Annotated in this window: 16 protein-coding genes; 6 read left to right on the plus strand and 10 right to left on the minus strand. The window is 67.4% G+C overall.

The features are described from left to right. Positions 1-20: 20 nt before the first annotated feature. From KNW02_RS14105 to infB, 5 genes are all read left to right on the plus strand, one after another. Positions 21-1139, plus strand: coding sequence for a glycosyltransferase 61 family protein (locus tag KNW02_RS14105; protein WP_216033921.1), 1119 nt, complete (start codon positions 21-23; stop codon positions 1137-1139). Between the two features lie 173 nt (positions 1140-1312). Next, a complete protein-coding gene (gene rimP, locus KNW02_RS14110) occupies positions 1313-1948 on the plus strand; it encodes a ribosome maturation factor RimP (RefSeq protein WP_216033922.1) in 636 nt (211 codons plus the stop codon). 3 nt (positions 1949-1951) lie between these two features. Then, positions 1952-3637: a transcription termination factor NusA gene (gene nusA / locus KNW02_RS14115; protein WP_216033923.1), complete on the plus strand. Its 1686-nt coding sequence runs from the start codon at positions 1952-1954 to the stop codon at positions 3635-3637. An 18-nt stretch (positions 3638-3655) separates the two neighbouring features. Beyond that, positions 3656-4276, plus strand: coding sequence for an RNA-binding protein (locus KNW02_RS14120; protein ID WP_216033924.1), 621 nt, complete (start codon positions 3656-3658; stop codon positions 4274-4276). A gap of 8 nt (positions 4277-4284) precedes the next feature. Next, on the plus strand, positions 4285-6846 hold the full coding sequence (gene infB, locus KNW02_RS14125; protein ID WP_216033925.1) for a translation initiation factor IF-2: 2562 nt from the start codon (positions 4285-4287) through the stop codon (positions 6844-6846). A 199-nt stretch (positions 6847-7045) separates the two neighbouring features. On the opposite strand, the gene mutT is transcribed toward infB, so the two are convergent. From mutT to KNW02_RS14140, 3 genes are read right to left on the minus strand one after another with little or no spacing between them, the layout of a single operon-like run. Beyond that, positions 7046-7444, minus strand: coding sequence for an 8-oxo-dGTP diphosphatase MutT (gene mutT, locus KNW02_RS14130; protein WP_216033926.1), 399 nt, complete (start codon positions 7442-7444; stop codon positions 7046-7048). Continuing rightward, on the minus strand, positions 7441-8694 hold the full coding sequence (argJ, locus tag KNW02_RS14135; RefSeq protein ID WP_216033946.1) for a bifunctional glutamate N-acetyltransferase/amino-acid acetyltransferase ArgJ: 1254 nt from the start codon (positions 8692-8694) through the stop codon (positions 7441-7443). Before argJ ends, mutT begins: the two co-directional genes overlap by 4 nt. Continuing rightward, the gene (locus tag KNW02_RS14140; protein ID WP_216033927.1) at positions 8694-9539 is read right to left on the minus strand and encodes a peptidylprolyl isomerase; all 846 of its coding nucleotides are present in this window, start codon (positions 9537-9539) and stop codon (positions 8694-8696) included. The genes argJ and KNW02_RS14140 overlap by 1 nt, the downstream gene beginning before the upstream one ends. A 205-nt stretch (positions 9540-9744) precedes the next feature. Between KNW02_RS14140 and secA the strand changes: the two genes are divergently transcribed. Continuing rightward, positions 9745-12462, plus strand: a complete 2718-nt coding sequence (secA, locus tag KNW02_RS14145) for a preprotein translocase subunit SecA (RefSeq protein ID WP_216033928.1) — start codon at positions 9745-9747, stop codon at positions 12460-12462. A gap of 99 nt (positions 12463-12561) precedes the next feature. On the opposite strand, the gene fmt is transcribed toward secA, so the two are convergent. The 7 genes from fmt to KNW02_RS14180 all read right to left on the minus strand — a co-directional run bounded on the left by fmt (position 12562) and on the right by KNW02_RS14180 (position 21293). Further along, positions 12562-13455: a methionyl-tRNA formyltransferase gene (gene fmt, locus KNW02_RS14150; protein WP_216033929.1), complete on the minus strand. Its 894-nt coding sequence runs from the start codon at positions 13453-13455 to the stop codon at positions 12562-12564. A gap of 111 nt (positions 13456-13566) precedes the next feature. Next, on the minus strand, positions 13567-14376 hold the full coding sequence (gene iolB / locus KNW02_RS14155) for a 5-deoxy-glucuronate isomerase (RefSeq protein ID WP_216033930.1): 810 nt from the start codon (positions 14374-14376) through the stop codon (positions 13567-13569). A gap of 179 nt (positions 14377-14555) precedes the next feature. Continuing rightward, positions 14556-15476: a myo-inosose-2 dehydratase gene (gene iolE, locus KNW02_RS14160; protein ID WP_216033931.1), complete on the minus strand. Its 921-nt coding sequence runs from the start codon at positions 15474-15476 to the stop codon at positions 14556-14558. A gap of 10 nt (positions 15477-15486) precedes the next feature. Then, the gene (gene iolD / locus KNW02_RS14165; RefSeq protein WP_216033932.1) at positions 15487-17325 is read right to left on the minus strand and encodes a 3D-(3,5/4)-trihydroxycyclohexane-1,2-dione acylhydrolase (decyclizing); all 1839 of its coding nucleotides are present in this window, start codon (positions 17323-17325) and stop codon (positions 15487-15489) included. Positions 17326-17380: 55 nt separating this feature from the next. After that, entirely contained in the window at positions 17381-19345 is a 1965-nt protein-coding gene (locus KNW02_RS14170) for a bifunctional 5-dehydro-2-deoxygluconokinase/5-dehydro-2-deoxyphosphogluconate aldolase (protein ID WP_216033933.1), read from the minus strand. Further along, the gene (locus KNW02_RS14175) at positions 19332-20456 is read right to left on the minus strand and encodes a Gfo/Idh/MocA family protein (protein ID WP_216033934.1); all 1125 of its coding nucleotides are present in this window, start codon (positions 20454-20456) and stop codon (positions 19332-19334) included. Before KNW02_RS14175 ends, KNW02_RS14170 begins: the two co-directional genes overlap by 14 nt. A 60-nt stretch (positions 20457-20516) precedes the next feature. Continuing rightward, positions 20517-21293, minus strand: a complete 777-nt coding sequence (locus KNW02_RS14180) for an ATP-binding cassette domain-containing protein (RefSeq protein ID WP_216033935.1) — start codon at positions 21291-21293, stop codon at positions 20517-20519. Between the last annotated feature and the right edge of the window lies 1 nt (position 21294).

Below are 21294 nucleotides of genomic sequence, written 5' to 3' on the forward strand. Positions count from 1 at the left end.
GACTTTACCGGAAGGCCAGCATGACCAAGGAACGCCGCACGACCCCGCGCGACCCGCGCTATCTGCCGGCGGCGGGATTGCTGCGATATCTCGGGCGCAACGGATCAAGCAAACTCAGACGCGCCGGCAACCCTTTTTCGGATCTGGTTCCCAGCCGGTACGAATACGAACCCAAGGAAATCGCCTGCCGCCCGGCGATATTCGACGCCGAGCATCTGTCGCGGGTGGTCCGTTGCGGCTTCGACATCCCCTTGTCGAGGGCCGTCGGGATCCTGACCGAAACCCGCTTCACGGAAACGCCGATGGTGTTTCACGACCTCGGCCAGACAATCATCATCGGCGGCATCGCGGTCACCAGGGACAAGATGTTCTGGCTGAAGCCCTACCTGCCGAGGCTGGCCTCGATCCTGGCCAATCCGCCTGAATTCGACCGTGCAATCATCCCCAATTCGGCCGCCGGCCTGCAATTCTTCGGGCATTGGCTGGGCGACGACTGTTCGGCCTACGAGGCGCTGCGCGACGATCCCGACCTGATGACCGTGCAGAGACCCGCACGACCGGATGCACGGCAATATGAAGCCCTGTTCGATCAGGACTGGCGCGACGATCAGGTGGTGCGCTGCAGGAATCTGGTCGTCGCAAACGACCTCGGGTTCGGGACCGGCAAGGCCGGACGCTATCGGACCCTTCGCCGAAGGCTGCGCGACCGGCTTTCCACCACCGGGAACGGGGGCGGGATCGTCTATATCCGGCGGGGCCCCTCGGGCGAGCAGAGGGATATCGTGAATGCCGCAGAATTCGAAGACAGGCTTCGGGCCAGCGGCGTCGATATCCTGACGCCCGAAGACGGAAGCAGCGAGTTCCTGTCGCGCATCCTCGATGCCTCGGTCGTCATCTCGACCGAGGGAAGCCAGGCCTGCCACGCCATCTACGGGCTGCGCGACGGCGGTGCGCTGCTGGTCCTGCAGCCGCCGGACCGGTTCTATCCGGCGCCGCATGAATGGCTGCGGATCACCGACATGCGCTGCGGCATGGTGATCGGCGAGGCGCGCGCGGACGGCTTCTACATCTCGCCCGACGAGGTTCTCGCCATGACCGATCGCCTTCTGGCCCTGACCGAAAACCGGGACGCAGTCTGAGCCACGGCGGGGCCGGTCGCCCCCCTTTTCGGAACCCGCCACAGTCACGCTTGCATTCCAGGGGATTCGGGACTATATGCCTGCTCAACAGCGGCGCAGGCTTCCACCCCCTGCCCACCGGATGCATTCGCATGGGCCCGCTGAGGGCCCTTTTTCATATCTGCAAGGATCCCATGTCGAACGACCTGATCGCCAAGACCGCCATCGACCGGCGCCTGGCCGAGATCATCACCCCGGTGATCGAGGATCTGGGCTTCGAGCTGGTGCGCATCCGCCTGCAGGGCGGCAAGACGGCGACGCTGCAGATCATGGCCGACCGGCCCGAAGGCGGCATCAATGTCGACGATTGCGGCGATATCTCGGTCGCGGTCAGCGCCACGCTGGATGTCGAGGATCCGCTCGAGGACGCCTATCACCTCGAGGTCAGCAGCCCCGGCATCGACCGGCCGCTGACCCGGCTGAAGGATTTCGCGACCTTCGAGGGCTATGAGGCCAAGCTGGAGACGAACCAGCCCATCGACGGGCGCAAGCGCTGGAAGGGCGTGCTGGCCGGGGTCGAGGGCGAGGAAGTGCTGCTGAATATCGACGAGGCCGGCGAAACCCATACGATCGGGCTGAATTTCGACTGGCTTTCCGACGCCAAGCTGGTCCTGACCGACGAGCTGATCCGCGAGATGCTGCGCCAGAAGAAAGAGGCCGGGGTCGAGATCGACCATCTTGATGAAAGCGCCTTCGACGCGGTCGAGACCGAGGACGACGGCGAAACCGAAGACAATCAGGGCGCGGACGGCGCCGATGCCAAGGAGTAAGTGATGGCGATCACCTCTGCCAATCAGCTGGAACTGTTGCAGACGGCCGAGGCCGTCGCGCGCGAGAAGATGATCGAGCCCGAGTTGGTCATCGAGGCGATGGAGGACAGTCTCGCCCGCGCGGCCAAGTCGCGCTATGGCTCGGAGATGGATATCCGCGTGCGGATCGACCGCAAGACCGGCAATGCCACCTTCACCCGCGCCCGCACCGTGGTCGAGGAAGAAGAGCTTGAGAATTACCAGGCCGAGTTCACGCCGGCGCAGGCCAAGCCCTATTTCGAGCCGTCCCGCGACGGCCGCACCATCTGGCTGCGCGAGGGCCAGATGGTCGAGGAATTCGCCGGCCTGCCGCAGGTGGGCGATGTCTTTCAGGAACAGGTTCCGCCCGTCGATCTGGGCCGCATCGCCGCGCAAAGCGCCAAACAGGTGATCCTGCAGCGCGTCCGCGAGGCCGAGCGCGACCGGCAATACGAGGAATTCAAGGACCGCGCCGGCACCATCATCAACGGCATCGTCAAGCGCGAGGAATACGGCAACATCATCGTCGATGTCGGCCGGGGCGAGGCGATCCTGCGCCGCAACGAGAAGATCGGCCGCGAAAGCTATCGCCCGAACGACCGCATCCGCGCCTATGTCAAGGACGTGCGCCGCGAGACGCGCGGCCCGCAGATCTTCCTGTCGCGCACCGATCCGCAATTCATGGCGGAACTGTTCAAGATGGAAGTGCCGGAAATTTATGACGGCATCATCGAGATCAAGGCCGTGGCCCGTGATCCGGGCAGCCGGGCCAAGATCGCCGTCATCTCCTACGACAACTCGATCGACCCGGTTGGTGCCTGCGTCGGCATGCGCGGCAGCCGCGTTCAGGCCGTCGTCGGCGAATTGCAGGGCGAGAAGATCGATATCATCCCCTGGAACGAGGATCAGGCGACCTTCCTGGTCAACGCGCTGCAGCCGGCCGAGGTGGCCAAGGTCGTGTTCGACGAAGAGGCGAACAAGATCGAGGTCGTGGTCCCGGACGAGCAGCTGAGCCTCGCCATCGGGCGGCGCGGCCAGAACGTCCGCCTGGCCAGCCAGCTGACCGGCCTCGACATCGACATCCTGACCGAGGAAGAGGAATCCAAGCGCCGGCAGGCCGAGTTCAACGCCCGCACGGGCCTGTTCATGGAGGCGCTGGATCTGGACGAGTTCTTCGCCCAGTTGCTGGTCGCCGAAGGCTTCACCGATCTGGAAGAGGTCGCCTATGTCGACCTGGACGAACTGCTGTCCATCGAGGGCGTCGACGAAGGCACGGCCGAGGAGCTGCAGGCCCGCGCCCGCGACGTGCTGGAAGCCCGCGCGAAAGCCGCGCTCGAGGCCGCCCGCGCCCTGGGCGCCGAGGACAGCCTCATTGAATTCGAGGGGCTGACACCCCAGATGGTCGAGGCACTGGCCAAGGACGGCATCAAGACCCTGGAAGATTTCGCCACCTGCGCCGATTGGGAACTGGCCGGCGGCTGGACCACGGTGGATGGCCAGCGCGTGAAGGACGAAGGGCTGCTGGAACCCTTCGACATCTCGCTGGAAGAGGCGCAGACCATGGTGATGACCGCCCGCGTCATGCTGGGCTGGGTCGATCCGGCGGAACTGGAAAGCGCGACCGAGGCCGAGGCCGAGGAAGGCGACAGCGACGAGGAGGCCGGGGCGTGATGCCCCGGATCTGCGCGCTTGAGCCGCGGTGGACGCATAAAGACTCGCGATGAGCCCGAACGGCGCTGCATCGTCACCGGCGAGGTCCAGCCCAAGCCCGGCCTGATCCGGTTCGTGGCCGGCCCCGACGGGGTGGTCGTGCCCGATCTGGCCGAGAAGCTGCCCGGGCGAGGCATCTGGGTGTCGGCCGACCGTGCCGCGATCCAGAAGGCCGCCGCCAAGGGGCTGTTCTCGCGCGCCGCGAAGGCGCAGGTGACGGCGCCCGAGGGGCTGGCCGATCTGGTCGAGGCGGGGCTGGCGAGGCGAGTCGTGGAACTGGTATCGCTGGCCCGGAAATCGGGCCATGCGGTGGCCGGGTTCGAGAAGGTGAAGGGCTGGCTGGCCGAGGGGCGCGCGAAGGTGCTGCTGCAGGCCAGCGACGGCTCGGAACGCGGAAAAGGCAAGCTGTGGACACCGACCGGCGGACGCTGGTTCGGTTGCCTCACCGCATCAGAATTGGGTTTGTCCTTCGGGCGCGATCATGTCATACACGGCGCGCTTGCGGCGGGTGGCCTGACGGACAAAGTGATCTTGGAAGCCGGCAGACTGACGGGTCTGCGCGGGCATGACGGCAGCAATTCGGCGGCCGGGAAGGAATGAAGACACAGATGAGCGATAAAGACGGTAAAAAGACCCTGGGTGTCGGCGGCGCAGGCAGCCGTTCGGGTCAGGTCAAGCAGAGCTTCAGCCATGGCCGCACCAAGAATGTGGTCGTGGAAACCAAGCGCAAGCGCGTCGTCGTGCCGAAGCCCGGCGCGGCGCAGGGGGCTGCCGACAAGGTCAGATCGCCCCTGGTCTCGAAGCATGCAAGCGATCCGTCCAAGCGCCCGGCCGGCATCTCGGAAGCCGAGATGGAGCGCCGCCTGAAGGCCCTTGCCGCCGCCAAGGCGCGCGAAGCCGACGAGGCCGCCGCCCGCGCCGCCGAGGAAAAGGCCCGCGAGGAAGAACGCGAGCGCCGCCGCGCCGAGGCCGAGGCCAAGGAACGCGAGGACCGCGAACGCGAAGAGGCGCTGAAGGCCAAGGCCGAAGAGGACGAACGCCGCGCCCGCGAGGCCGAGGAAAAGGCCAAGCGCAAGGACGAGCCGAAGAAAGAGGCCAAGCCGGCTGCCAAGCAGCCCGCCGCCGCCGCGCCGGATCAGGCCTCGATCGAGGCTGCCGCCGCGCGTGCCGAAACCAAGGGCGTTGCAGCCGGCGGCCCGCGCCGGTCCGAGCGCGACCGCCCCGAGCGCGGCACTGACCGCGACGCACGCAACAAGGGCGCCCGCGACGACAACCGCCGCTCGGGCAAGCTGTCGCTGAACCAGGCGCTTGAGGGCGAGGGCGGCCGCCAGCGCAGCCTTGCCGCGATGAAGCGCAAGCAGGAGCGCGCCCGCCAGAAGGCGATGGGCGGCGGCCAGCGGGCCGAAAAGCAGGTGCGCGAAGTGCAGCTGCCCGAAACCATCCTGGTCTCGGAACTGGCGAACCGCATGGCCGAACGCGGCGCCGATGTCGTCAAGTCGCTGATGAAGATGGGCATGATGGTCACCGGCAACCAGTCCATCGACGCCGACACGGCCGAACTGGTGATCGACGAATTCGGCCACAAGGCCGTGCGCGTCTCGGATGCAGATGTGGAGCAGGTCATCGACACGGTCGAGGACAAGGCCGAGGATCTGCAGCCGCGCCCGCCGATCATCACCATCATGGGCCATGTCGACCACGGCAAGACCTCGCTTCTGGACGCGATCCGGCATGCCAATGTCGTCTCGGGCGAGGCCGGCGGCATCACCCAGCATATCGGCGCCTATCAGGTGAAGACCGAATCGGGGGCCGTGCTCAGCTTCCTCGACACGCCGGGTCACGCCGCCTTCACCTCGATGCGGGCGCGCGGTGCGCAGGTCACCGATATCGTCGTGCTGGTCGTGGCCGCCGATGACGCGGTGATGCCGCAGACCGTCGAGGCGATCAACCACGCCAAGGCGGCCGGGGTGCCGATGATCGTGGCGATCAACAAGATCGACAAGCCCGCCGCCGATCCCGACAAGGTGCGCACGGCGCTGCTGCATCACGAGGTGATCGTCGAGAAGCTGTCGGGCGATGTGCAGGATGTCGAGGTTTCGGCCAAGACCGGCCAGGGGCTGGATCAGCTGCTGGACGCCATCGCGCTGCAGGCCGAGATCCTCGAATTGCGGGCCAATCCCGACCGCGCCGCGCAGGGCGCGGTGATCGAGGCGCAGCTGGATGTGGGCCGCGGCCCCGTCGCCACGGTTCTGGTCCAGAACGGCACCCTGCATCGCGGCGACATCTTCGTCGTCGGCGAACAGTGGGGCAAGGTCCGCGCCCTGATCAACGACAAGGGCGAACGCGTGGATGAGGCCGGCCCCTCGGTTCCGGTCGAGGTTCTGGGCCTGAACGGCACGCCCGAAGCCGGCGACGTGCTGAACGTGGTCGAGACCGAGGCCCAGGCGCGCGAGATCGCCGATTACCGCAACCAGCAGGCCAAGGACAAACGCGCCGCGGCCGGTGCCGCGACGACGCTGGAACAACTGATGGCGAAGGCCAAGGCGGATGAAAGCGTGTCCGAACTGCCGGTGGTGGTGAAGGCCGACGTGCAGGGCTCGGCCGAGGCGATCGTGCAGGCGCTGGAAAAGGTCGGCAACGAAGAAGTCCGGGTCAGGGTGCTGCATTACGGCGTCGGCGCGATCACCGAATCGGATATCGGCCTGGCCGAGGCGTCGAATGCCCCGGTCATCGGCTTCAACGTCCGTGCCAATGCGCCCGCGCGCAATTCCGCCAACCAGAAGGGGGTCGAGATCCGCTATTACTCGATCATCTACGATCTGGTGGACGACATCAAAGCCGCCGCCTCCGGCCTGCTGTCGGCCGAGGTCCGCGAGAACTTCATCGGCTATGCCGAGATCCGCGAAGTCTTCAAGGTCACCGGCGTCGGCAAGGTCGCGGGCTGTCTGGTCACCGAGGGCGTCGCCCGCCGTTCGGCCGGCGTTCGCCTGCTGCGCGACAACGTGGTGATCCACGAAGGCACGCTGAAGACGCTGAAGCGCTTCAAGGACGAGGTCAAGGAAGTGCAATCCGGTCAGGAATGCGGCATGGCGTTCGAGAATTACGACGATATCCGCCCGGGCGATGTCATCGAGATCTTCGAGCGCGAAGAGGTCGAGCGCACCCTGTAAGGTGCTGCAGGCATCTGTTCGGTCAGAGAAGGGCGGCGACGGGCCGCCCTTTTTCATATGCCGTCCTGGGATCGCGTGAAACCGGGGGTCCTCGGGCGGCAACCGACCTGCGCGCCGCCCCTGACCGGATTATGAAGGATTCGTTTACGGCCAGCGGCTCGAAGCGCACCCGGCCGGGACTAATCGCCCGGCTGCGCGCTCAGAGCCACATCTGCAGCGCCGGGATCAGCGGAATATCCGCCGGCGGCATCGGATAGCCGCGCAGGTCCCTGGCATGAACCCATGCCAGTTTCTGCCCCTCGACGGGCCGCACGATCCCCTGCCATTTGCGGCAGACAAAGACCGGCATCAGCAGGTGGAAATCCTCATAGCTGTGGCTGGCGAAGGTCAGCGGCGCGAGGCAGGATTGCCAGGTGTCGATGCCCAGTTCCTCATGCAGTTCCCGAATCAGCGCCGCTTCGGGGGTTTCGCCCGGCTCGACCTTGCCGCCCGGAAACTCCCACAGCCCGGCCATGGATTTTCCCTCGGGGCGCTGCGCCAGAAGCACCCGCCCGTCAGGATCGATCAGCGCGACGGCGGCGACAAGGACCGTCTTCAAGACCGGTAATCCGCGTTGATGTCGATATAGCCATGGGTCAGATCGCAGGTCCAGACGGTCCGCGCGCCCTGCCCCAGCCCCAGATCGACCGCGATCAGCAGATCCTGGTTCTTCATGTAGGCGCTGGCCTTCGCCTCGTCGTAATCGGGCGCGCGCCAGCCGTTTTCGGCCAGGATCATGTCGCCAAAGCGGATGGTCAGCCGGTCGCGATCGGCCTCGGCGCCGGATTTGCCGACGGCGGCGACGATCCGGCCCCAGTTCGCGTCCTCGCCGGCGATGGCGGTCTTGACCAGCGGCGAATTGGCGATGGCCATGGCGACCCGCTGCGCGTCGGCCTCCGAAACCGCCCCCGTCACCTGCACCTCGACGAATTTCGTCGCCCCCTCGCCGTCGCGCACCACAAGCTGCGCCAGATCGCGCATGACGCCATGCAGCGCCTGCACGAAGGCCGCGCCTGTGCCGCCCTCAAGCGAGGTGATCTCGGCCGCGCCGCCTTGCCCGGTCGCCGCAAGGATCAGCGCATCCGAGGTCGAGGTGTCGCTGTCCACGGTGATCGCGTTGAAGCTGCGGTCCAGGCCGCTGCTCAGCGCCCGCTGCAACAGCGTCGCGGCAATCTTCGCATCGGTGAAAACATAGACCAGCATCGTCGCCATGTCGGGCGCGATCATGCCCGAACCCTTGGCGATGCCGGCGATGCGGATTGTCCCGCCCTCGCCCGGAACCTCGGCCGAGGCGCCCTTGGGGAAGGTGTCGGTGGTCATGATGGCACGGGCGGCATCCGCCGCCCCACCCTGATCCAGCCCCTCCGCCAGATCGCCGATGATGGCGACGATCCGCTCATGCGGCAGCGGCTCGCCGATCACCCCGGTCGAGGACGAGAACACCCGCCCGGCGGGCACCCCCAGCCGGGTCGCGACCGCGCCGGTCACGGCATTGACCGATTCCTGTCCGCGCGCGCCGGTGAAGGCATTGGCGTTGCCAGAATTGACGATGATCGCCGCGCCCCCGGGCGCATCGCCGCCCTGCGCCAGCTTGGCCTGACAGTCCAGCACGCAGGCCGCGCGGGTCGAGGATCTGGTGAACGCCCCGGCCACGGTGGAACCCGGCGCGATGCGGATCAGCGTCACATCGGTGCGGCCCTGGTACTTGACCCCGGCCGCACCGCTGGCGAATTCGACGCCGGCGATCACCGGCAGGTCGGGAAAGCCTGCGGGCGCCAGCGGGGAAACCGGCAGACCTGCCTTGCCCATCATTCGGCCTCCAGCAACTCGACCTTGTTCATCAGCGCCGGATCGACGCCCTCGGTCTTTTCGACCTCGGCTGCCCCGACGAGGCGCTCGATCTCGGCCTCGACCTTGTCGCGGCGGACCATCTGGTCGATCTGCTCGCGGACCTCGGCCAGTTCGGGCGCCTCCTTCACGCGGCTGTCGTTCAGCTTGATGACATGCCAGCCGAATTCGGTCTGCACCGGATCGGACACGGCGCCCTTTTCCATCGCCTGCACCGCCTCGGCGAAGGGGGGCACCATCTGGTCGGCGCTGAACCAGCCCAGATCGCCCTTGTTCGGGCCGCTGGGCCCGGTCGAGCGTTCCTCGGCCAGCGCGCCGAAATCGGCGCCTCCGTCCAGTTCGGCCTTGATTTCCTTCGCCTGTTCCTCGGTCTCGACCAGGATATGGGCGGCGGAATATTCGGTCACCGGCTCGGCCGTGCTGAACAGCCGGTCATAGGCGGCCTGAATCTCCTCGTCGGTCGGGGCGACCTCGGCCACCACGGTCACCGCGGCGGTGGCCAGCGTGTTGCGGCGCTGCAGTTCCAGCTGCGCGCGCACGCCGGCATTTTCCGCGCCGGTCGCGGCCACGGCGGTCTGGCGGACCAGCTGGTCCAGCATCAGGTCCCACAGCGCCTGATCGGGCAGCCCGGCCATCTGCGGGTCCTGCACCGACTGCTTCATCACGATCATCTGCCCCAGCGTGATCGTCTGGCCGTTCACGGTTGCGACAACGGTATCGGCGTTCTGGTCCTGCGCCAGCGCGGCAAGGGGCATCAGCACCGGGGTCGCGATCACGACGGCGGCCAGAATCGAGGGTCTCAGCATGAAAAATCCTTTGCAGTCACGCCCGGAACCGTTCAGGGAACCGGGCCAGCGTTGACAGTCAGGCAGGCGAGGCATACATCCCCACGCAACCGTGGAAGGCGCCGCCGCCGCTTTTCGTTCCTGCCCCTGATACGGCAATGCGGAAGGCAGGGGCAAGTGGCCCGGCCGGGGCGGCCTTTCCCAACAACGTGATTGCGAAGGTAACATGCTCGGCATCGGAACTCTGGCGAAGAAGGTCTTTGGCACGCCCAATGACCGCAAGGTGAAATCGACCCGCCCGCTGGTGGCCCGGATCAATGCGCTGGAAGAGGAATTCAAGGCGCTGAGCGACGAGGGGCTGATTGAGAAGACCCGCGAATTCCGGCAGCGCGTCGAGGGCGGCGAGAGCGTTGACGACATCCTGCCCGAGGCCTTCGCCAATTGCCGCGAGGGGGCCCGCCGCGCCCTTGGCCTGCGCGCCTTCGACGTGCAGCTGAAGGGTGGCATCTTCCTGCATCAGGGCAATATCGCCGAGATGAAGACCGGCGAGGGCAAGACCCTGGTCGCCACCTTCCCGGCCTATCTGAACGCGCTGACCGGGCGTGGCGTGCATGTCGTCACGGTGAACGACTATCTGGCCAAGCGCGACGCCGCCTGGATGGGCAAGGTCTTCGCGCAGCTTGGCATGACCACCGGCGTCGTCTATCCGTTCCAGCCCGAGGCCGAGAAGCGCGAGGCCTATGCCGCCGATGTCACCTATGCCACCAATAACGAGCTGGGCTTCGACTATCTGCGCGACAACATGAAGGGCTCGGTCGCCGAGATGGTCCAGCGCGGCCATCATTTCGCCATCGTCGACGAGGTCGATTCGATCCTGATCGACGAGGCCCGCACGCCGCTGATCATCTCGGGGCCGTCGCAGGACCGCAGCGAACTGTATCGCGTGCTGGACAAGTATGTCCCGCAGCTGACCGCAGAGCATTTCAAGCTGGACGAGAAGACCCGCAACGCCACCTTCACCGAAGAGGGCAACGAGTTTCTGGAACAGAGGCTGTGGGCCGATGGCGTGCTGCCCGAGGGCCAGACCCTCTATGACCCGGAATCGACCACCATCGTCCACCATGCCAACCAGGCCCTGCGCGCCCACAAGCTGTTCCAGAAGGACCAGCAATACATGGTCCGCGACGGCGAGGTGGTGCTGATCGACGAATTCACCGGCCGGATGATGAAGGGCCGCCGCCTCTCGGACGGGCTGCATCAGGCGATCGAGGCCAAGGAGGGCGTCGATATCCAGCCCGAGAACGTGACGCTGGCCAGCGTCACCTTCCAGAACTATTTCCGGCTTTACGAGAAGCTGGGCGGCATGACCGGCACGGCGGCAACCGAGGCCGAGGAATTCGCCGAGATCTATCGCCTTGGCGTGGTCGAGGTGCCGACCAACCGCCCGATCCAGCGCCGCGACGAGGACGACCGGGTCTATCGCACCGCGGACGAGAAATACACCGCCGTGATCGAGGCGATCAAGGAAGCCCATGCCAAGGGCCAGCCCACCCTTGTCGGCACCACCAGCATCGAGAAGTCCGAGATGCTGGCGGCCATGCTGACCCGCGACGGCATCCCCCATAACGTGCTGAACGCCCGCCAGCACGAGGCCGAGGCGCAGATCGTCGCCGATGCCGGCAAGCCCGGCGCGGTCACCATCGCCACCAACATGGCCGGCCGCGGCACCGACATCCAGCTGGGCGGCAATGTCGAGATGAAGGTGTTGGAGGCGCTGCAGGCCGATCCCGAGGCCCATCCCGACACACTGCGCGCCCGGATCGAGAAAGAACACGCCACCGACAAGCAGCGTGTGCTGGATGCGGGCGGGCTGTTCGTTCTGGGCACCGAGCGCCATGAAAGCCGCCGCATCGACAACCAGCTGCGCGGCCGCTCGGGCCGCCAGGGCGATCCGGGGCGCTCGCTGTTCTTTTTGTCGCTGGATGACGACCTGATGCGGATCTTCGGCTCGGAACGGCTGGACAAGGTGCTGTCCTCGCTGGGCATGAAGGAGGGCGAGGCCATCGTCCATCCCTGGGTCAACAAGTCGCTGGAACGGGCCCAGGCCAAGGTCGAGGGGCGGAACTTCGACATCCGCAAGCAGCTGCTGAAATTCGACGACGTGATGAACGACCAGCGCAAGGCGATCTTCAGCCAGCGCCGCGAGATCATGGACAGCGAGGAGGTGGGCGAGATCGCGGCCGACATGCGCCATCAGGTGATCGAGGATCTTGTCGAGGATTTCATGCCGCCGAAGACCTATGCCGATCAGTGGAACACCGACGGGCTGCGGACGGCCGTGCGCGAAAAGCTGAACATGAACCTGCCGGTCGCCGACTGGGCGACCGAGGAGGGCGTGGATCAGGAGGTGCTGCGGGAACGGATCGTGGACGCCACCGACACCTACATGGCCGAGAAGGAACAGGGTTTCGGCATCGAGAACATGCGGATGATCGAAAAGCAGGTCCTGCTGCAGATGATCGACCAGAAATGGCGCGAGCATCTGGTCACGCTGGAACATCTGCGCTCGGTCGTGGGTTTCCGCGGCTATGCGCAGCGCGATCCCCTGTCGGAATACAAGACCGAGGGCTTCCAGTTGTTCGAGACGCTGCTGGACGGGCTGCGCTTCGACGTGACCCAGCGACTGTCCCAGATCCGCCCGCTGACCGAGGCCGAGCGCGAGGAAATGCTGCGCCAGATGGCCGAGCAGCAGAAGGCCCGGCAGGAACACCTGACCATGGAGCACGGCGCCGAGAAGCAATCGAGCGACGACGCGGAGAAGCCCGCCCCGCTGGTCGAGGGCTTCGACGAGAGCAACCCCGCAAGCTGGGGCAATCCGGGCCGCAACGATCCCTGCCCCTGCGGTTCGGGCAGGAAGTTCAAGCACTGCCACGGCGCGCTGTAGCGCCTGCCGCCGAGATTTGCGTCCCGCGACGGCGTTCGCGCCCGCCGGGCGGGGGCAGGCCCCCGCCGCAGCGGCCGCGAAGGGCGGGTTCCCCCGCCCCTAGCTCAGCCGCGCGGGCAGCGCCCAGCCCCTCAGAAGATCGCGGGCGGCCATCGGCTTCTTGCCGGATCGCTGTGCCTCGGTGATCTCGACCGCCCCCGCGCCGCAGGCGATGCGAAAGCCGGACAGGACCTCGCCGGGCGCCCCCTGCCCGTTCGCCAGGCGGCTGCGCAGCAGCTTGACCCGTTCGGCCCCGATCTCGCACCAGGCCCCCGGAAAGGGCGACAAGCCGCGGATCTGCCGGTCGATCTCGACCGCCGGGCGGGTCCAGTCGATCCGTGCCTCGGCCTTGTCGATCTTGGCGGCATAGCTCACCCCCGCCCCGGATTGCGGGACGGCCGTCATCGGCAGCCCGGCCAGGACCTCGACGATCAGATCGGCGCCCATTCCGGCCAGCCGGTCATGCAGGTCGGCGGTCGTTTCCTCGGCGCCGATCGTCGTGCGCGCCTCGGCCAGCACCGGCCCGGTATCCAGGCCCGCCTCCATCTGCATGATCGCCACGCCGATTTCGGCGTCGCCGGCCATCACCGCCCGGTGGATCGGCGCCGCCCCCCGCCAGCGCGGCAGAAGCGAGGCATGGATGTTCAGGCAACCGAGCCGCGGCGCATCCAGCACCGGCTGCGGCAGGATCAATCCATAGGCCACGACCACCGCCACATCCGCGCCAAGCGCCACGAATTCCGCCTGCGCCACGGCGTCGCGCAGCCGCAGCGGCGTGCGAACCGTGATCCCCAACGCCTCGGCTGCGGCCTGCACGGCCGAGGGCCTCGGCTTCTGGCCTCGTCCGGCCTCTCGCGGCGGCTGCGAATAGACCGCGACGACATCATGCGCCGCCACCAGCGCGCGCAGCGCCGGCACCGAGAATTCCGGGGTTCCCATGAAGACGACACGCATGCCGGCCCCTCCTGATCGTTCCTGCCTTTCCCGCCTCTCTAGTAGACATGTCCCATGGGGTGAACCGCCGAGAGAGGTTCGGGCCGGGAAAATGCCGCCCCCCGCTGTTCCCTACCCCTTGTCCCGTTCCATGATCCATTCGACCTCTGGGGCGGGGATGAATCTCCAGTTCCTGCGCGGTCCGGCCATGACGTTGAGGTAATACATCTCGAAGCCGTAGGGGGCGCCGCAGGGGTGGTGGCCGCGGGGGACGAGGACCACGTCGCCATCCCTGACCGCCATCGCCTCGTCGAGGCTGCCGTCATCGGTATAGACGCGCTGGATCGCCCAGCCATTGCCGGGGTTCAGGCGGTGGTAATAGGTTTCCTCCAGATAGGTGATGCGGGGGAAATCGTCCTCGTCGTGGCGGTGGCTGGGATAGCTGGACCAGTGGCCCGCGGGCGTGAACACCTCGGTCACCAGAAGGTTGTCGGCGAAATCCTGGTCCTCCATGGCGATGTTGTTGATATGGCGGGTATTCGTGCCCTTTCCGCGCTCGGTCAGGGTGATCCCGTCGGGGCCGATCCGGCGCGCCTGATGGCCGCCGCGCCCGGGCGCCGAACAGACCGCGATCACGCAATCCGTCGCCGCCTCGGCCTGCCAGTCATGGCCGTCCGGCACATAGAGGCAATGCGGCGGGGTCTTCTCGAAGACATCCATCCGCTCGCCCAGCAGGCCCCAGTCCCGGCCGGCGGCCTTCATGCGCGCCTTGCCCTCGACCATGACCAGGATGACCTCGCAGGCGCCGGTGGCCTCGGCGATCCTGTCGCCGGCGCGAAGCCGGTAGAGCCCGAAGCCGACATGGCGCCAGCCGGCATCGGCCGGGGTGATCTGGTGGACCTTGCCATGGCTGCCGAAGGGTCGGCGCAGAAGATCAGGCATCAGAGGCTCCTTTCAGATGGGCGCGCAACGGGCGCGCGCAGCCCGTTGCGGGCGAAATCGCCCGATGGGCGGTTCGGGCCAGCAATTGCCGGGGATCCGGCTGCACCACGCGGACACGCGCGGGGCACGGCGCGTGCACAGCCTGTACACCGGCAACGCGCGTTGCGCGGTCCCGCGCCTTACGCCCGGGCCTGCGCATCGCGGTCCAGCCCGGCCTCGACCGCCATCCGGCGCAGGGCGCGATGGCCCATCGACTGGTACTGCAGCGGCTCGCGGATGGCGCTGTCCTGTTCGGCCTCGATCACCAGCCAGCCCTGATAGCCGGCCTCGGCCGCGATCTTCAGCACCGGGGCGAAGTCCACGCAGCCCTCGGGGTCGCCGGGCACGGTGAAGGCGCCGCGGCGGACCCCCTCGATGAAGGACAGCCCCTCGGCCCGGACCTGATCCATCACCCCGGCGCGGATGTTCTTGCAATGGATATGGCCGACGCGCTGCATGTATCTGCGCGCGACCTCGACCGGATCGGCGCCGCCAAAACGGGCATGCCCGGTATCCAGCAGCAGATGCACATCCGGGCCGGCCGCCGCCATGAAGCGGTCGATATCGGCGGCGCTTTCGACGCAGGACCCGACATGATGGTGATAGCAGAAGCGCATCCCCTGCCGGGCGGCATGGGCGGCCAGATCGTTGATGCCCGCCATCAGCCGGTCCCAGTCCGCATCTGACAGGATCGGCCGGTCATTCGCCGCCACCTGCGGATCGCCATGCACCGTGTTCGAACATTCGCAGATGATAACCAGATCGCTGCCCGCCGCCTTCGACATGGCGATATGCGCGTCCAGCGCCGCGCGCTCGGCCGCGGCGGTCGCGCCGGGGGCGAGGATGTTGGTCGAATGCCAGCCGCCGATGAAGCCGAGCCCATAGACGGCCAGCGCGGCCTTCAGCTCCGCCCCGTCCGAGGGCATCTTGTGGCCCTTCTCGATGCCGTCAAAGCCGATCTCGCGGCAGTCCGACAGGCAGTCCGACAGGCTCAGATGCGCGCCGATGCTGTGATCGTCGTCATTCGACCAGGCGATGGGATTGGTGCCATAAAGGATCATGCGTCTTTCCTCAGTTCAGAAGCCGCTGGCGGGCCATGCCGCGCAGATAAGCGTCATGGGCGGCGCGCAGCCGGTCGGTCCCGCCGACCTCGGGCACGGCCACGTCCCACCAGTGCCCCGCCCCCTCCAGCCCGTCGCCGGGGCCGGGTTCGGCGGTGGTGTCGATGACGATGACCGTCGGGATGTCGCGGCTCCGCGCCACCTTGATCTGCGCCTCCAGATCGGCGATGGTTTCGGCCTTCACCGCATGCGCGCCCATGCTGGCGGCATGGGCCACGAAGTCGATCTGCGGCTGCGCCTCGATCCTGCTGTCCGCATAGAGATTGTTGAAGGGCGCGCCGCCAGTGCCCCGCTGCAGCCGGTTGATGCAGCCATAGCCGCGATTGTCGGTCAGGACCACGGTGAAGGGAATGCGCCGCATCGCCGCCGTCGCCAGCTCGCTGTTCGCCATCATGTAGGAGCCATCGCCGACGAAGCAGATCACCTCGCGCTCGGGCCGGGCCAGCTTCAGCCCCATCGCGCCCGCGATCTCGTAGCCCATGGAGCTGTAGCCGTATTCCATGTGATAGCCGTGGCGGCTGGCCTGCCACAGCAGTTTCAGCGCGCCCGGCATGGTGCCGGCGGCGCACATGGCGATGGCGTCTTCGCCGGTCGCGCGCTGCACCGCGCCGATCACCTGCGCATCGGTCGGCAGGGCGTTCGTGTCCATGGGCGCGGCGCAATGGGCATCGACGGCGGCCAGCCAATCGGCGCGCGCCTGCGGCTCGGCCGCCTCGGCGCGATACAAGCCAAGTGCCCCGGCCAGCGCCTCCAGCGCGACCTTCGCATCGGCGACGAGGCTGACCGCGCCATGCTTCATCGCATCATAGGGCTGCACATTGATCGAGGCCAGGGCCGCATCCCCGAATAGGGTCCGCGAGCCGGTGGTGAAATCCTGCAGCCGCGTGCCGATGCCGATCACCAGATCGGCCTTCCCCGCCACCCGGTTCGCGGCGGCCGAGCCATCCACCCCCGCCGCGCCATGGTTCATCGGATGCGATTGCGGCAGGGCGGATTTGCCGGCCTGGGTCTCGATCACCGGAATGTTGTGGCGGCTGGCAAAATCCGCCAGCGCCTCCTCGGCACCCGAATAGATGACACCGCCACCGGCCACGATCACCGGGGCCTCTGCGGCGCGGATCATCGCCGCCACCCCGGCCAGTTCCGCCCGGTCGGGCTCGGGCCGGCGGATGCGCCAGACGCGCGGCGCGAAGAACGCCTCGGGCCAGTCAAATCCTTCCGCCTGCACATCCTGACAGAAGGCCAGCACCGCGGGCCCGCAATCCGCCGGATCGGTCATCACCCGCATCGCACGCGGCAAGGCCGTCAGCAGATGCTCGGGCCTTGTGATGCGGTCGAAATAGCGGCTGACGGGGCGGAAACAGTCATTGGCGGAAACCGTGCCGTCGCCGAAATCCTCGACCTGCTGCAGCACCGGATCGGGGCGGCGATTGGCAAAGACATCGCCCGCGATCACCAGAAGCGGCAGCCGGTTCACATGCGCAAGTGCCGCCGCCGTCACCACATTCGTGGCCCCCGGCCCGATCGAGGTGGTCACCGCCTGCGCCCGCCGGCGCGCGCTGCCCTTGGCATAGGCGATCGCGGCATGGGCCATGGTCTGCTCATTCTGCCCGCGCCAGGTCGGAAGGGCGTCGCCGATCCCGTGCAGCGCCTCGCCCAGGCCGGCCACATTGCCATGGCCGAAGATCGCCCAGACGCCCTCGACAAAGCGCTGGCCCTCCGCGTTCATCTGCACGGACAGCCAGCGCACCATCGCCTGCGCCGCCGTCAGACGGATCGTCCCGCTCATCTTCTCGCCTCCACGCCCATTCTCCTTCATGCCAAATATCCTGGGGGAATCGCCGTCAGGCGATGGGGGCAAAGCCCCCTTCCCGCCGCGCCGCCCGCGCCTCGCCCGCCGGCCGCGCCGCGGCCCGCGCCCGGTCCCAGATGGCGCAGAGCCGGGCGTAACGATCGGCCATCCGCGCCACCGCCTCCCCGTCGCCGATCCGCCCCGCCAGCCAGTCCCGCGCAGGATCGGCGAAGACCGTGCGCCCGACCGCAAAGCCGCGCACCAGATCGAAGCCCGCCGCGACCTTGAAACTCGCCGCAAGCTCATCCTCGGGCGCCTCCAGCCCAAGGACCACGATGCCGCGCGTCTGGCGGTCATGCTCCTCGATGGCGGCGATCGCGTTCTGCCAGCCCGCACGGCTCCGCATCGGCTCCAGCTTCCACCAGTCGGGGAAGATCCCGGCGGCATAGAATTGCCGGATCAGCACCGCCGCCGTGCCGTCATCGACCGGCCCGACCTTCGAGGGGATGATCTCGAGCAGGAATTCCAGCCTGTTGCGCCGGGCGGCGGCATAAAGCCGCGTCACCGTCGCCTCCTGATCCGCGCGCACCTGCGCATCGTCATCCGGGTGGCAGAAGCACAGCACCTTCACCACATTCTCGCGCGCCCATTCGTGCAAGCCGCCGCAATCCGCGCCCAGTTCCGGCTCGAGTTGCAAGGGCCGCGAGCCCGGCCATTCGCAGGGCCGCCCGATCCACAGGCCCGCGCCGGAGGCCGCATGCAGGGCCGCCCGCCCGATACGGTTGTCGCAGAGGATGCCATGGCCCGGACGCCCGTCCGCGACCTGCCGCGCGGCCTTCAGGCACAGCTCCTTGAAGGCGCCGCCCTTCGCGGGCGTATAGCCCTCCATCTCCTCCAGCTGGCCGCGATGGTCGAAGGCAAAGACCCGCATCTCGGACCAGTCGCCCGCGCCCGGGTTGGTGCGGTTCGTCGCCCGGTGGATCCGGTCCAGTTCGGCATCGTTCCGCAGATCGGGCCGCGTGACGCCGCGCTTCAGAAAGAAGTCCAGTTCCGTCAGCGAGGGATAGGCGGGCGTGCAGCCATGGCGGCTGACCGCGAAAGCCCCGCAGGCATTGGCATATTCCAGCGCGCGCGGCCAGTCCTCGCCGTCCAGCCAGCCCTTCATCAGCCCGGAAAAGAACCCGTCGCCCGCGCCCAGCACGTTGAAGACCTCGATCGGGAAACCGGGGCCGGTCCGGCCCTCGTCCAGGCTGTCCGGAATCGCGCCCTCGAAGGCGACCGCACCGGCCGCCCCGCGCTTGCAGACCAGCGTCGCATCCGAGACCGCCCGCACCGCCCGCAGCGCCGCAATCGTATCGGTGCTGCCGCCGGCGATGTGGAACTCCTCTTCGGTGCCGACGATCAGGTCGAAATAATGCAGGCTCGCCTGCAGCTTCGCCGTCACCGCGGCGCTTTCGACGAAGCGGCTCTCGCCCTCGCCATGGCCGGCGACGCCCCAGAGGTTCGGGCGATAGTCGATATCCAGCGCCGTCCGCGCGCCGTGCTTGCGCGCGAAATCCAGCGCCCTGATCGTCGCGGCCTCGGTCTGCGGATGCGACAGATGCGTGCCGGTCGCCACCACGGCGCGGGCCGAGGCGATGAAATCCTCGTCGATGTCAGCCTCGGTCAGCCCCATATCGGCGCAATTCTCGCGGTAGAAGATCAGCGGGAAACTGTCCTCGTCGCGGATGCCCAGCAGAACCAGCGCCGTCAGCCGGTCGGGATCGGTCTTCACGCCGCGCACGTCCACGCCCTCGCGCACCAGTTGCTCGCGGATGAAGCGGCCCATATGCTCGTCACCAACACCTGTGATGACGGCGCTCTTCAACCCGAGCCGCGCCGTCCCGCAGGCGATATTCGTCGGACTGCCGCCGATATACTTGCTGAAAGACCCCATGTCCTCCAACCGGCCACCAATCTGGTCGCCATACAGGTCAACAGAACTGCGGCCGATCGTGATCAGGTCAAGCGTCTTCATGGGCATTCTCCTCGATCCTGACCGGGCGGCCCTCAGAGGTCGCCATGGCGTGAATGATCCGTTCGATCCGCAGGCCGGCCGCGAAATCGGGGGCTGCTACGGGGCCGCCGGCAATGGCCTGCAGCAGGTCGCGGCATTCGATGACCTTCTGTTCATTGAAGCCGAAATTATGCCCCGGCGCCGGGCAGAAGGCGGCGAAATCGGGCTGTTCGGGGCCGGAGAGGTGGCGGGTGAACCCGGCCTCGCCGGCGCGATACAGCCAGAATTCGTTCATGTTCTCCTGATCGAAGACCAGCGCGCCGTCCGAGCCATGCACCTCCCATTGCAGGCGGCATTTGCGGCCGCGCGCGACGCGCGAGGTGGCAAAGGACCCCTGCGCGCCCGAGGCAAAGCGGATCAGCGCAAGGGCGCTGTCCTCGTTTTCCACCGCGCGCGGGCCATCGGGCGAGGGCCGCTGCGGCACGGCGATCTGGGTCATGGCCGTGAGTTCGGCCACCGGCCCCATCAGCGCGATCATCTGACTCACGAGGTGGCAGCCCAGATCGCCCAGCGCGCCCAGCCCGCCCCCCTCGTGAGTCATCCGCCACGACCACGGGAGGCTGGCATCGGCGGAATAGTCTTCGTCATAGACGCCCCGGAAGGCCAGCGGGCGGCCGATGGCGCCCTCGGTGATCAGCCGCCGCGCCTGCTGGAAGGCCGGGTTGCGCAGATAGTTATAGCCCAGAAGCGTCACCTGGCCGGGATGGGCGGCGGCAAGATCGGCCATGGCCTTCGCATCGGCCAAACTCAGTGCCATCGGCTTTTCCAGCCAGACATGCTTGCCCGCGCCGAGGGCCGCCTCGGCCATGGGCCGGTGCAACCCGTTGGGCGTGGTGATCGACACCACATCGACGCCCGGATCGGCCACCGTCGCCTGCCAGTCGTCGCTGCCCCGGGCAAAGCCGAACCGGGCGGCAAAGCCCGCGGCCTTGTCGGCCGGCGCGTCGCACAGAATCTCCAGCCGGGGATGGGCGCCGCCGAAGACGGTGGCGACATTGCGCCAGGCCATGGCGTGGCATTTGCCCATGAAGCCCGTGCCGATCAGCGCCACCCCCAGAGGGCGGGAAGGCATCCGGTCCGTCATCTCGTCACACCTTTATCCTTCGGGGGCGGGCGCGCCGGCCCGCCGGTTTCAGATCGTGCCGCCCAGCGACCCTTCGAGCCGGGCCAGTTCCTGACCGCCCGCCATCATGTCCTGCAATTCCGCCGCGTCGATTTCGCCCTTGACGGCGGTGCCCAGCGTCTGGCCCCGGTTCAGCACCGTGAAACGGTCGCCCACGGCCATGGCGTGACGAACATTGTGGCTGATGAACACCACCCCGACACCCTGGCCCCGGACCCGGTCGATGGTCGCCAGCACGTTCGAGGTCTGGCGCACGCCCAGCGCCGAGGTCGGCTCGTCGAGGATCAGCACCTTGGCGCCGAAATAGACGGCGCGGGCGATGGCGACGGTCTGACGCTCGCCCCCCGACAGCGTGCCGACGGCCTGATCGGGGGCGCGCAGGTTGATGCCCATCTTGCGCATTTCCTCCATGGTGACCGCATTGGCCCGGTCCACGTCAAAGCGCTTGATGACCCGGCCCCGGGTCGGTTCGCGGCCCATGAAGAAATTGCGCGTCACGCTCATCAGCGGGATCATGGCGAGATCCTGGAAGACGGTGGCGATGCCGGCCTCCATCGCGTCGCGCGGGCTGTCGAAGCTCAGCGGCTTGCCCTCGAAGAAGATCTCGCCCGCGGTCGGCTTGTGAACGCCGGACATGGTCTTGATGAAGGTCGATTTGCCGGCGCCGTTATCGCCCAGAAGGCAGTGGCATTCGCCGGGCCGGACATCGAAGGTCACGCCGTTCAGAGCGATGACATTGCCGAAATGCTTCTTGATGTTTTCCATATGGATGATGGGATCGGACATC

Source organism: Paracoccus marinaquae (genome assembly GCF_018860165.1).
Lineage (GTDB): Bacteria > Pseudomonadota > Alphaproteobacteria > Rhodobacterales > Rhodobacteraceae > Paracoccus > Paracoccus marinaquae.

Bases quoted from the DNA above. Each gene is read 5' to 3' on its own strand.
- KNW02_RS14105 (WP_216033921.1), top strand. From the start codon at position 21: ATGACCAAGGAACGCCGCACGACCCCGCGCGACCCGCGCTATCTGCCG.
- rimP (WP_216033922.1), top strand. From the start codon at position 1,313: ATGTCGAACGACCTGATCGCCAAGACCGCCATCGACCGGCGCCTGGCC.
- nusA (WP_216033923.1), top strand. From the start codon at position 1,952: ATGGCGATCACCTCTGCCAATCAGCTGGAACTGTTGCAGACGGCCGAG.
- infB (WP_216033925.1), top strand. From the start codon at position 4,285: ATGAGCGATAAAGACGGTAAAAAGACCCTGGGTGTCGGCGGCGCAGGC.
- argJ (WP_216033946.1), bottom strand. From the start codon at position 8,694: ATGGGCAAGGCAGGTCTGCCGGTTTCCCCGCTGGCGCCCGCAGGCTTT.
- KNW02_RS14140 (WP_216033927.1), bottom strand. From the start codon at position 9,539: ATGCTGAGACCCTCGATTCTGGCCGCCGTCGTGATCGCGACCCCGGTG.
- secA (WP_216033928.1), top strand. From the start codon at position 9,745: ATGCTCGGCATCGGAACTCTGGCGAAGAAGGTCTTTGGCACGCCCAAT.
- fmt (WP_216033929.1), bottom strand. From the start codon at position 13,455: ATGCGTGTCGTCTTCATGGGAACCCCGGAATTCTCGGTGCCGGCGCTG.
- iolB (WP_216033930.1), bottom strand. From the start codon at position 14,376: ATGCCTGATCTTCTGCGCCGACCCTTCGGCAGCCATGGCAAGGTCCAC.
- iolE (WP_216033931.1), bottom strand. From the start codon at position 15,476: ATGATCCTTTATGGCACCAATCCCATCGCCTGGTCGAATGACGACGAT.
- iolD (WP_216033932.1), bottom strand. From the start codon at position 17,325: ATGAGCGGGACGATCCGTCTGACGGCGGCGCAGGCGATGGTGCGCTGG.
- KNW02_RS14170 (WP_216033933.1), bottom strand. From the start codon at position 19,345: ATGAAGACGCTTGACCTGATCACGATCGGCCGCAGTTCTGTTGACCTG.
- KNW02_RS14175 (WP_216033934.1), bottom strand. From the start codon at position 20,456: ATGCCTTCCCGCCCTCTGGGGGTGGCGCTGATCGGCACGGGCTTCATG.
- KNW02_RS14180 (WP_216033935.1), bottom strand. From the start codon at position 21,293: ATGTCCGATCCCATCATCCATATGGAAAACATCAAGAAGCATTTCGGC.